This window comes from Alteribacillus persepolensis, assembly GCF_900099605.1.
Classification (GTDB): domain Bacteria; phylum Bacillota; class Bacilli; order Bacillales; family Marinococcaceae; genus Alteribacillus; species Alteribacillus persepolensis.
This window is the reverse complement of the sequence record NZ_FNDK01000012.1, coordinates 96,017-107,423: the sequence shown is the minus strand read 5'-3', so window position 1 is coordinate 107,423 and position 11,407 is coordinate 96,017. Positions and strand designations below refer to the sequence as shown.

Sequence of the window (11,407 nt, the reverse complement as noted above, 5' to 3'; positions counted from 1 at the left end):
ACAGTTAAAAAGGCAAATGGAATCGCGGAGGTACACATTCACGTCAACAAATCAAATTCGTATGATTTGGAATATTACAAAGAGTTAAATGCAGCGATTGATGACATTCGTTTCGACAGTGACATTAAAGTAGCTATTTTGATGAGTGATATGCCGAAGTTCTTCTCTGCTGGGGCAGATGTAAGCTTCTTAAAGTCAGCAGATCCGCGTTTTAAAACACAATTCTGCTTATTCTGTAACGAGACGCTGGATAAGATTGCACGTTCACCGCAAATCTGGATTGCATGTCTGGAAGGACATACCGTAGGCGGCGGTTTGGAAATGGCGCTGGCATGTGACTTGCGCTTTATGGGAGATGAAGCGGGGCAAATTGGTCTTCCAGAAATCAGCTTAGGTGTATTGGCTGGTACAGGCGGCACACAGCGTCTGCTTCGTCAAGTAGGCCATTCCAAAGCGCTGGACTTAAACATTACAGGAGAGACCATGTCTCCGCAAGAAGCGCTGGATATTAACTTGGTAGACCGAGTATTCCCGCAGGCAGAAACACGTGAAAAGACGCTTGCATATGCAGAAAACATTGCAAGCAAAGCAACATATGCAGCATCCAACATTAAACTGTCCATCATGAATGGTAAAGAAATGCCGCTAAACGTTGCTGTTCGCTACGAAGGGGAGCTGCAAAACCTATTGTTCCGCTCCGATGATGCGCAAGAAGGTCTCAGTGCTTTCTTAGACAAGCGTGAAGCAAACTGGAGTGGAAAATAAGGCGTCTGCTTTCAAGGGTTTTGGCAGAGGCTAAAGCGAATATGACTTTAGCCTCTGCTTAACAAAATATATTGTATCCGTTTTCATGAGGGGGTTTATCATGATTGAACAGTTGGAGGATATCCGGGGGCTGAAGAAGCAATATAACGCGGCACTCCGGTTTATTGATGAAAATGCCAATAGCAGTAATAAACATAAAACGGCGGTTGTCTGCGATGACCAAACGCTAACATATCAGGAAGTTTTTGAAAAGGTTAATCAATTTGGGAATGCTTTGTTTAATATTAATGTGGAATCAGAAAATCGAGTTTTAATAGCTGCTCATGACTCGCCGGAATTTGTTACTGCTTTTTTTGGGTCGATAAAAATTGGCGCGGTGCCAATACCTGTAAACACCATGATGCAGCCCCATGATTATGAATACTTTTTAAACAACAGCCGAGCAAAGGTATTTGTTGTGCATGAAGACATTTGGGAAAGAATCGAACCATATCGAGATCGTTTTCTCTTTCTCAAGCATGTGATTGTTATACAATCGGGGAATTCGACGAGAACAGATGTTATTAATTTTCATGAGTTTGTCGGCAATGCTGCCTCTACTGATTTAAAGCCAGTGTATACAACAGCAGAAGACGTTGCTTTCTGGCTGTACAGCTCCGGAAGTACAGGAAATCCAAAGGGTGTTATTCACCGGCAGCGAAGTATGGAAGCAGCGTATGAAAATTATGCAAGCAATATTTTGAATATTAAAAACGAAGACCGCACGTTTTCAGCGTCTAAATTATTCTTTGCTTATGGATTGGGGAATGGTCTTTATTTTCCATTCGGTGCTGGTGCAACAACGATTTTCTTGCAGGAAAGGCCAACACCAGAACGAGTATTTGAAACGATTGAGACCAAAAAGCCTACCATATTTTTTGGTGTGCCTACACTGTATGGTGCCATGATTAACTACGTTTCTGAACATGACCGGCTGCCTGATTTGTCATCGATCCGTGTATGTGTGTCGGCAGGTGAACCGCTGCCTGCGGAGTACGTGAAGAAGTGGAAAGAGTTATTTAATCTAAACATACTTGATGGTATTGGTTCAACGGAAGCTCTTCACATCTATTTATCCAATAGAGAGGATAATGTAAAGCCGGGAAGCACAGGCACGATTGTTTCGGGATATGATGCTAAAATTGTAGATGAAACTGGAAGGAAACTCCCGCCTAATGAAATCGGTGATTTATTAATAAAAGGGGAAAGCATAACATCCGGATACTGGTTAAACCTTATGGAGAATTACAATAAATTTCAAGGAGAGTGGATGTTTACCGGTGATAAGTACTATCAGGACGAGGAAGGATACTTTTGGTATTCCGGCCGTTCTGATGATATGTTAAAAGTCGGCGGCATCTGGGTTTCTCCAATTGAAATAGAATCCACTCTTTTAACGCGTGAAGATGTATTGGAAACAGCTGTTGTTGGAGCGAAATATGAAAATAACCTTGTTTATCCGAAAGCATACGTCGTATTGAAAAATAAGGACGAAGCAAGCGATGAATTAAAAGAGACGTTAAAGTTGTATGTCAAACAAAATTTAGCACCATATAAGTATCCAAGGGAAGTTGAATTTGTTGATGAACTTCCTAAAACGGCAACTGGAAAAATTCAGCGGTATAAATTAAAGGTAGATAATTAATACAAAGGACATAGTATACAAAAACAGCTTGGTGTTTCGTTCCAAGCTGTTTTTGTATATAGATTGACAGGAAAGCATAACATGTTGGCATGATCGCGAAGGTGTCAACTTGTTGATGAAATTCGTGTGTGCAATTAAGCTGTTCATGAGCCCTTAGGATGGGAGTCAGCGTGGCACTGTCACAGGACATGCCACTTTTTAGCTGTGCTCCCTTCTTTTAGAATACTAGCCAATTTTTCTTTATGAGTGATATTTAGAGAATTTGTTTATTGTTATTGAAAAATACTTTGTATCCGTTTTGAACAAATATAATGACGGTAAGCGCAACAGCTCCTGTAATACCTAAAAGAATAGCAATTTGATATTCAATAGCAGTAACAGGATTGACACCAGCTAATATTTGTCCAGTCATCATCCCTGGCAGGAAGACAATACCGGTTCCAACCATGGAGTTAATTGTTGGTAAAATAGCAGAATCAAACGCCTGATTGACCATTTTACGAGTTGCTTCTTTTGGTGTAGCCCCCAGCATTAATGCTCCTTCCACGCGGCTTTTTTGGTCGTTCATTCCTTCAACTAATGTTTGCACACCAAGTGTTATACCTGTCATAGAATTTCCGATAATCATGCCGGCAATAGGGATGAAATAGCGCGGCTCATACCAAGGAGAAAATTGAATAACGACAAAGTTGAAATAAATGAGACTCGACAGGGTGCCGGCAGCCATAGAAACAGCAATGACCTGTTTCATCTTTCGATTCAATTTACCGTGGACACGTTTGAAAATATTCCATATCGCAAATGTCACCATAATAACAACGACGGCTGTTGTCAGCAGAGGATGAGGATTGTCGAATAAATACATCAATATGTAACCCACAATTAACAGCTGAAATGTCATGCGAAGTGTTGCTATCAATATTTCTTTGTCTCTAGGGATTTTTCTTAATTTGACAATGATAAGCAAGATGATAATAAAAATATAAGCAGATAACAGCTGCCAAAGTGTCAGATCAATAATGTTATCGTTCATCAGCGGCACTCCCTTTCAAAGAGAATGGTGTAATATCGATAATTTCATCTGCAAAAGCTTTTGCAATCGTTTTGGCATGCGTCACAAAAATAACGGTTTTGTCTTGGTTTCTTGCGTATTCAATGAAACGTTCCATTACATCATGTTCCAAATCTTCATCGAGCGCTGACGTTGGTTCATCAAGTAAAAAAACAGGTGAATCAAGAACCTTCATTCTAGCTAAAGCGAGCCGCTGTTGTTCTCCGCCTGACAATGTGTCAGCTTTTTCATCTAATGGCTTCTTTAAGTAAAAGTAATGAATGGCTTCTTGCAGTGTTGTCTCATCAACGAAAGGTTTGTTTGCAAAAAGGAGACCAGCCTCCACGTTGTCTTTCACTGTTTCCCCAAACAGGACAGGTGTTTGAGAAAGCATGGATACGTCTCTTCTCAATTCAATCGGGTCAATGTCAGTGATAGGAGTGTCTTTATACGTCACTGTTCCACTCGACGGAGACAACATATGATTCATGAATTTTAAAAGTGTGGATTTTCCTGTGCCGCTTTCACCGACAAGACATGTAATAGAAGATTCTTTTATTGTCAAGTCAGGTATTTTTAAAATATTTTTATATGTTACGTTTTGAAATGTAAACAAAGGTGTAACCTTCCTCCCTTGGATAATATTCTCTTTCTATAGTATCGCCATATTCTCCAGCACACAAAAGAAATTTTTCGCTGAGCTTTTCTAAGGAGGGCGTGATTCATTGGTTTGCTGCTGTTTATGATATACTTTTTTCATAACAGTTAGAAAAGGAGAAGAACCAATGATTCCTGATGAATACGTAAAGAATACAATGCTAGAGACACTTGGAATTGACGTTGTCGAGTTAAGTGAAAACCGGGCAGTAGCAACGATGCCGGTAGATAATAATACACGCCAGCCAATGGGCATATTGCACGGCGGGGCCTCGGCAGTACTTGCTGAATCCGTTGCAAGCTTAGGTGCATGGAATCTTATTAACAAAGAAACACACTACGTCGTTGGGCTTGAAATTAATGCAAATCACCTTCGAGGAAAAAAAGAGGGAATGGTGAAAGCGCTAGGTACGCCTGTGCATAGAGGCCGCACCACGCAAGTGTGGGAAATCAAAATAGTGGATGAAACTGACAAGCTTATATGCATATCAAGGTGTACAATTGCTGTACGGGAAAAAGAAGCATAACGCACAGTGAAGCAGCTGTCCCGTTGGAAAACAGGGCAGCTGCTAAAATTTGAACAAGCCAATGTCTCTTGTTTAGAGAAAAGCCTCTTTGGTGCATGGCCTGCGTATGTTTGTTAACACTTGTTATTTTTGTTCTATTTGTTTGGGTAGTAATCCAGCGGTTTTAAAGCTGCTTCAATGTGCTCACGTTGTGGTTCAAGATAAGGGGGCAGAGCCAGAGACTCGCCTAAATGCTCAAGGTCTTCGTCACCGTCAAAGCCAGGACCGTCAGTAGCAATTTCAAACAGAATGCCATTAGGTTCACGAAAGTACAACGAACGAAAATAGTATCTTTCTACAAAACCAGAGTTTGGCAAACCGGCCTTATCAATGTGCTGTATCCACTTTTCTAATTCTTCTGCATCTTCCACCCGAAAAGCAACGTGGTGTACGCCGCCTCTGCCTTGGCGTTCTAGCGGAAGATCAGGGCGTTCTTCTATATGAATTTCAGCTCCGCTTCCACCTTCACCGGTTTCATAAACAATAATCTCTGGCTGTCCTTGGTGCTCTGGAGAGTAAGATCCTTTTTTGCGAAAACCCATGACGTTTGTTAATACATTTGCCGTAGGATTCGCGTTTTGTACAGTTAACTTGACAGGTCCAAGGCCAGTTATACCATATGCTTGGGGAACGGGGGCTTTTTCCCACGGAGTACCGCCTGGCACACCTCGGTCTGTCTCATCGGATACGAGAACAAGCCGCTGCCCCTCGAAGTCTTGAAACGCAATCGAGTTTCTTCCACCTCTTTCCGCCATCTCCTCGTGTTTAATACCGTGTTTGTCTAATCTGTTTTTCCAATATTGTAGTGCTTCATTGTTTGGGACACGTAAAGAAGTTGCCGATATACTGCTGGTTCCTGGTTTATTTGCGGCAGCCATTGGTATTTCAAAAAAAGTCAGCTCCGTTCCAGGATTGCCGCGTTCGTCTCCATAAAATAAATGGTATACGGATGTGTCATCTTGATTAACCGTCTTTTTGACGAGGCGAAGTCCCATTACGTTCGTGTAAAAATGCAAATTCTTTTTTGCGTCAGCTGTGATTGCTGATAAATGGTGAACACCTTTTAACTCCATCATACGTCCTCCATTTCTTCGATTTGCTTCCATCCAGTAAATAGCGACAGAAGCTTTTGTGGGAAAATCTTGAGAGAGGAAACTTGACAGCATTGTAACATGTTTTAACCGCCTTCATATAAAGAAAGGATTCCCCGTAATAAAGCAGACTTTTCTTTTTAGCTGTTTTACATATTTATTTCTGCGATTTTTGATGAAAAAGAACTAGTACAATATACCAAAAAGTACACAGGGTTATTTGTATTATAGTACATACATTATTCCGCTTTTAATAGAGAGGAGAAAGTATAAGCCAGACATAAAAAGTGAGAATAATTAATAAATTATTCCTAATTTCTATAAAAGTGATTGACTGTGTGTAAATATATGCCGTATAGTCATAATTGAAATTGAAATTCATTATCAATTATTTCGACACTTAAAACTTTACTAGGTGTTATTTTTTTATAACATTATTGAGAATAATTATCAATATCAAAAAGGAGTGGAGGGTCTTTCTTATGGTTTTGGCAGAAAGCAGTATCGCACCAGAAAAGTCATTGGAGCATTTTTTTATAGGGATGAATACTTCGACAAACGAAACTTTTCAAAAAAAGGTAGACATGACTGTTCAAATGTTAACCGATACATTGGAAGAATTAAGCCAGCCTTATATTGGTCTGACACCAGAACAAATGCACAGCCGTCTTAAGCATTTGGAATTGAGTTCAGTAAATGGCCAAGTATGGGAGCAAGTTTTACAAGATATTAAAAAATATGCTGTCGACCCTGCTGTCAATGTGTATCACCCGAAATGCATGGCACACCTGCAGTGTCCGGCAGTGCTGCCGTCGGTGGCAGCAGACTTAATCATCAGTGCTTTAAATCAGTCGATGGATTCATGGGATCAAAGTCCGGCTGCTACTTACATAGAGGAACGTCTCATAAAATACTTGCTCGATACTGCTGGAATGCCGGAAACAGGTGACGGTGTGTTTACTAGTGGAGGAACGCAGTCCAATTACATGGGGCTTCAATTAGCACGGGATATATGGTGCAAAAACTACCTTTCGCACTCTGTTCAACTATCGGGACTGCCGAAAGAGGCAAGCCGGTTTCGTCTTCTTTGTTCAGAAGAGGCTCACTTTACGGTGAAAAAATCAGCTGCACAGCTAGGATTAGGAGAGAAAGCGGTCGTTACCGTGCCAACGAATCAAAAAAAAGAAATAGATATTCCCTCCTTGAAAAAAAGCATAGAGCTTCTGAAAAAGGACGGGCTGCTTCCTATCGTTGTTGTTGCAACGGCTGGCAATACGGATTTTGGAAGCATTGATTCATTACATGAGATCGCTGACATCGCAGCAGCGGAAAACATGTGGTATCACGTTGATGCAGCTTATGGCGGAGGATTGTTCTTCAGTCAAAAGCATGCTCATCGGCTGAAAGGAATCGAACGGGCAGATTCCGTTGCGGTAGATTTTCATAAAATGCTTTTTCAATCGGTAAGCTGCGGTGTTTTCCTCGTCAAACAAGCAGAACATTTAGCGGTAAATAATCAACAAGCCGTTTATTTAAACCCAAAAGAAGATGAAACAGCGGGGAATCTGCATTTAGTAGGAAAATCTGTGCAGACATCAAGAAGGTTTGATGCGTTGAAATTGTTAATGACGTTTAAACACGTTGGGATAAATACACTCGGGCAATGGATTGATGAGCTGGTAGACATAACAAATCGTTTATATGAAGAAATCAGCAAGTATAACAACTTAGAAGCAGCTGTCCCTCCTTCGATTAGCACGATTGTGTTTCGATATGTACCAACCAGTAATATATCAACAGAGAAAACAGATGAGATTAACCGCCGTATCAAGGAAGAGTTGTTTTTCAATGGAGAAGCGGCTTTGTCAAAGACAAAAGTACAAAACAGGCAATATTTAAAAATAACGATTTTACATCCTGATGCCGAGATAGCCGCAAGAAAGAAAGTGATAGCCTCCGTTATTGAAAAAGGAAAATTTTTAGAAGAAAGGAGTTTGAAAGATGAATAACAGAGAAACTGCGCAGCAAAAAGCGATGGAATGTTTTTTGAATTGTTATGTCAGAGAAACGAGCAGCGGTCTCGTAAAGTCCGGGACCCTGCACATCCCGCTTCCAAGACAAGGGGCAGAGATAAAAGCACCGTTAAAATATTACTCTATAACCGAACGTCATCTTTATTCTTTTCCTATTTTGTATCGGTTGAATCAAGATGCGAAGTGGCACAAAGCTGATGTTGTCATATTAGCAAGTTTACTGGCAAAGGAACTTTCACTGGATTCTCAAAATGCAGAACATGCCGCTGTACAAGAATTGATGAAGCGTGTGTTGTTGAGCGTTGAAAATATGGAATTATTTTTAGATGAAAGACAAGGGGAGCGCAGCAGTTTGTATTGTCCTAAACGACATTTTCTTGACTCAGAACAATCTCTTTTATTCGGACATCTCTTGCATCCGACTCCTAAAAGCCGGCAAGGAATGGATGAAAAAAATACGTGTCTTTACTCTCCTGAAACCAAAGGGAAGTTTCCGCTGCATTATTTTTTAGTGCATGAGTCGTTGGCTGAAGTGGAGGGGGACGAAGCAGTCAGTGCTGCGTGGGCACTGCTTTCTAACCAAGAACGGGAAGCGATTCGTCATATGGAAGAATTTTATCTTTTTCCGCTACATCCGCTGCAAGCAAAACACTTATTAGAAGATAACGGAGTCAGAAAGCTGATAAAGGAAGAGCTTTTCATCGATTTGGGAATGATGGGAGAGGAGGTGTCAGCTACTTCATCTATTCGAACAGTATATAACGAAAAAGCTGACTACATGTGGAAACTCTCGATACCAGTTAAAGTGACAAATTCGCTGCGTGTCAATAAAAAAAAGGAATTAACGAGAGGGCGGGTGGTTAACGATATTCTTGACAGTGAAATCGGCACGCAGTTAAAAACATTTTTCCCTGAATTTTATGTTATCCGAGATCCTGCCTATCTTGCCTTAAAGGGTGAGAAAGAGAGCGGTTTTGAGGTTGTTATACGAGAAAATCCATTTCAATCTGACTCTGAAGAAACGACTTTAATAGCAGGATTATGCCAGGACGCACTGCCTGAAGAATCGAATCATCTGCAGCGCATTATAGAAAGGATAGCTGCAAAAGAAAACAGAAAAACAGAGCAGGTGAGTGTCGATTGGTTTCAACAGTATCTGGACATTTCGATAAAGCCGCTGCTTTGGCTGTATTTTATTCATGGTATTGGACTAGAAGCTCATCAGCAAAACGCTGTGTTAAAAATGCGCGAAGGATATCCATGCATGTTTTATTATCGGGATAATCAAGGCTATTATTTTGCGGAGTCTAAACTGGACTACTTGCAAAGAATGGTGCCGGATATTAAAGATAAAAGCGATACGGTCTGTACGGATGAGCTGATTGATGAGCGGTTGCGCTACTATATCTTTTTTAATCATTTATTCGGATTAATCAATGCTTTTGGAGCCAGCGGCCTGGTGCAAGAAGAGGTACTTTTATACCAGCTTCGTCAAGAATTGATGAATATGCTGCCACTAGCAGACCAATCGCAATCTGAGCTGGTGCAGACATTACTTCATCAAAAAACACTTCCTTCGAAAGCTAACTTGTTAACTCGAGTGCATAACATGGATGAGTTAGTTGGTTCGTTAGCTTCTCAGTCTGTATACACAGCTGTTCATAATCCATTGGTGTCGCGGGAGGTGCAGTCTGTTGGAACAAATGAGACAAGCATTAGAGCATAGAAGCGTGCTGCCGGACGGTCGTTTTGTTACATTTCGGGAGTTTTCTATGGAAGAGGATGTTGAACGTTTATATACCTGGATGCATAAAGAACATGTGATTCCTTTCTGGCAGCTTAACCTGCCGTGGGATACATTTTTATCTCATGTAGACAGATCAATAAATGATGCCCATCAACGTATGTGGATAGGCGTGATAGAAAACGTTCCTATGAGTTATTGGGAAACATATGAAGCTAAAGATGACATTATCGGACGTTATTACGATGCGGCTGCGCATGATAAAGGCATTCATTTATTGTTTGGACCGGAGTCATATTTGGGGAGAGGTTTAGCAGAGCCGATGGTAGAGCAGATGCTGAACGTTATATATCAAGATGAGAAAGTAGAGAAAGTTTTGGCAGAGCCGGATATCGAAAATAAAAAAATGATCCATGTGTTTTTGAAATGCGGTTTTCAGCCAGTTAAGCCGATTGATCTCCCGGATAAAACAGGTCTTCTCATGGTTCACTACCACAGGAGAGGAGGAGAAAACATTGACTCATAACCAATTTGATGTCATAGGTGTAGGAATTGGCCCTTTCAATTTGGGGCTGGCGGCTTTAGTGGACGGCGTTTCAGATGTGCAGGCAATTTTTTTTGAGCAGCAGACAGAATTTAATTGGCATCCTGGTATGCTGCTTGACGGGACAACGCTGCAAGTGCCGTTTATGGCAGACCTCGTAACGATGGCTGATCCTAAAAATCCTTATAGCTACTTAGAATATTTACATGAACATAATCGGCTATATCCATTTTATTTCTATGAACATTTTCATATCCCGCGCAAGGAATATAACCATTACTGCAAGTGGGCTGCAAGTAAGCTGTCCAGCTGCCGCTTTGGAAAAAGAGTAGAAACAGTAGAGAAAGCAGAAGGACACTGGGTGGTACATGTACGTGATCAGAATACATTGAAATGGGAGACATATGAAACGAAAAACTTGGTAATGGGTGTAGGCACGAATCCATCTTATCCAGATGTGAGCGGATTAACACCATCCAAAGATATATTTCACACGGCACAATTTAAACAAAACAAAGAGAATATCAAACAAGCTTCTGCTGTTACGGTGATTGGTTCAGGCCAAAGCGCAGGTGAAGTCGTCTATGAAATATTGAAAAACAAACCATCGTCTCAAACACTGCATTGGCTCACTCGTTCTCGGGGATTTTTCCCAATGGAGTATTCAAAACTAGGACTAGAACATTTTTCTCCAGATTACACCGATTATTTCTATTCTCTGCCTCAAAAACAAAAAGATGAACTGCTGCCACGGCAGGACCTTCTTTATAAAGGAATGAGTGTTGAAACAATCGCAGATATCTATGACTTGCTGTATGAGCAGACGATTGGAGGAGAAAAGGCAAATGTTTATTTAAAACCTATAAGTGAACTAGAAAAAGTAACAAATCACGCATCGCATTATACACTGACATTCAGGCAATGGGAGAAAAATGAAACGTTTTCCATAGATACTGACACGCTCATCTTGGGAACAGGCTATACACCAGCGTTTCCACCGTGTTTAGAAAGAGTAAAACAATACATGGAACTCGACGATAAAGAAAGGTTTGTTGTCAGCAGAAATTATGAAATATGTTTGCGTTCGTCAACAAACAGCGGAGAGCGTTTATTTGTGCAGAACGGAGAAATTCATACGCATGGTCCCGGTGCCCCCGATTTAGGACTGGGCGCGTATCGAAATGCTGTCATTATTAATGAGATAACAGGCCGGGAATTATTTTCGATAAACGACCATAACGTATTTCAACAATTTGGATAAAAAAGGAGAGA

Annotated in this window: 10 protein-coding genes; 7 read left to right on the top strand and 3 right to left on the bottom strand. The window is 40.9% G+C overall.

Features of this window, described 5'->3' with window-relative positions:
• Both BLT18_RS10905 and BLT18_RS10900 read left to right on the top strand, forming a co-directional pair.
• Positions 1 to 765 (top strand): enoyl-CoA hydratase/isomerase family protein (locus BLT18_RS10905; RefSeq protein WP_091273865.1); only part of this gene is annotated, 765 nt, incomplete at its 5' end.
• Between the two features lie 100 nt (positions 766 to 865).
• Positions 866 to 2,449, top strand: a complete 1,584-nt coding sequence (locus tag BLT18_RS10900; protein WP_091273863.1) for a benzoate-CoA ligase family protein — start codon at positions 866 to 868, stop codon at positions 2,447 to 2,449.
• 253 nt (positions 2,450 to 2,702) lie between these two features.
• Here the strand turns inward: BLT18_RS10900 and BLT18_RS10895 are convergent, their stop codons facing one another.
• Together BLT18_RS10895 and BLT18_RS10890 are read right to left on the bottom strand one after the other, a co-directional pair.
• Positions 2,703 to 3,482, bottom strand: a complete 780-nt coding sequence (locus BLT18_RS10895; protein WP_091273861.1) for an ABC transporter permease — start codon at positions 3,480 to 3,482, stop codon at positions 2,703 to 2,705.
• The gene (locus tag BLT18_RS10890; protein WP_091273860.1) at positions 3,472 to 4,116 is read right to left on the bottom strand and encodes an ABC transporter ATP-binding protein; all 645 of its coding nucleotides are present in this window, start codon (positions 4,114 to 4,116) and stop codon (positions 3,472 to 3,474) included. Before BLT18_RS10890 ends, BLT18_RS10895 begins: the two co-directional genes overlap by 11 nt.
• A 169-nt stretch (positions 4,117 to 4,285) precedes the next feature.
• Between BLT18_RS10890 and BLT18_RS10885 the strand changes: the two genes are divergently transcribed.
• Entirely contained in the window at positions 4,286 to 4,684 is a 399-nt protein-coding gene (locus tag BLT18_RS10885) for a hotdog fold thioesterase (protein ID WP_091273858.1), read from the top strand.
• A gap of 134 nt (positions 4,685 to 4,818) precedes the next feature.
• Here BLT18_RS10885 and BLT18_RS10880 read toward each other — a convergent pair whose 3' ends face one another.
• Positions 4,819 to 5,796, bottom strand: a complete 978-nt coding sequence (locus tag BLT18_RS10880; protein WP_091273857.1) for a ring-cleaving dioxygenase — start codon at positions 5,794 to 5,796, stop codon at positions 4,819 to 4,821.
• A gap of 500 nt (positions 5,797 to 6,296) precedes the next feature.
• Here BLT18_RS10880 and BLT18_RS10875 point away from each other — a divergent pair, with 500 nt between their 5' ends.
• The 4 genes from BLT18_RS10875 to BLT18_RS10860 are packed head-to-tail and all read left to right on the top strand — an operon-like array spanning position 6,297 to position 11,396.
• A complete protein-coding gene (locus BLT18_RS10875; protein ID WP_091273855.1) occupies positions 6,297 to 7,823 on the top strand; it encodes a pyridoxal phosphate-dependent decarboxylase family protein in 1,527 nt (508 codons plus the stop codon).
• A complete protein-coding gene (locus BLT18_RS10870) occupies positions 7,816 to 9,573 on the top strand; it encodes an IucA/IucC family protein (protein WP_091273854.1) in 1,758 nt (585 codons plus the stop codon). Before BLT18_RS10875 ends, BLT18_RS10870 begins: the two co-directional genes overlap by 8 nt.
• The gene (locus tag BLT18_RS10865; RefSeq protein ID WP_091273876.1) at positions 9,551 to 10,117 is read left to right on the top strand and encodes a GNAT family N-acetyltransferase; all 567 of its coding nucleotides are present in this window, start codon (positions 9,551 to 9,553) and stop codon (positions 10,115 to 10,117) included. The genes BLT18_RS10870 and BLT18_RS10865 overlap by 23 nt, the downstream gene beginning before the upstream one ends.
• Positions 10,107 to 11,396: a lysine N(6)-hydroxylase/L-ornithine N(5)-oxygenase family protein gene (locus BLT18_RS10860; RefSeq protein WP_091273852.1), complete on the top strand. Its 1,290-nt coding sequence runs from the start codon at positions 10,107 to 10,109 to the stop codon at positions 11,394 to 11,396. The genes BLT18_RS10865 and BLT18_RS10860 overlap by 11 nt, the downstream gene beginning before the upstream one ends.
• Positions 11,397 to 11,407: the final 11 nt, after the last annotated feature.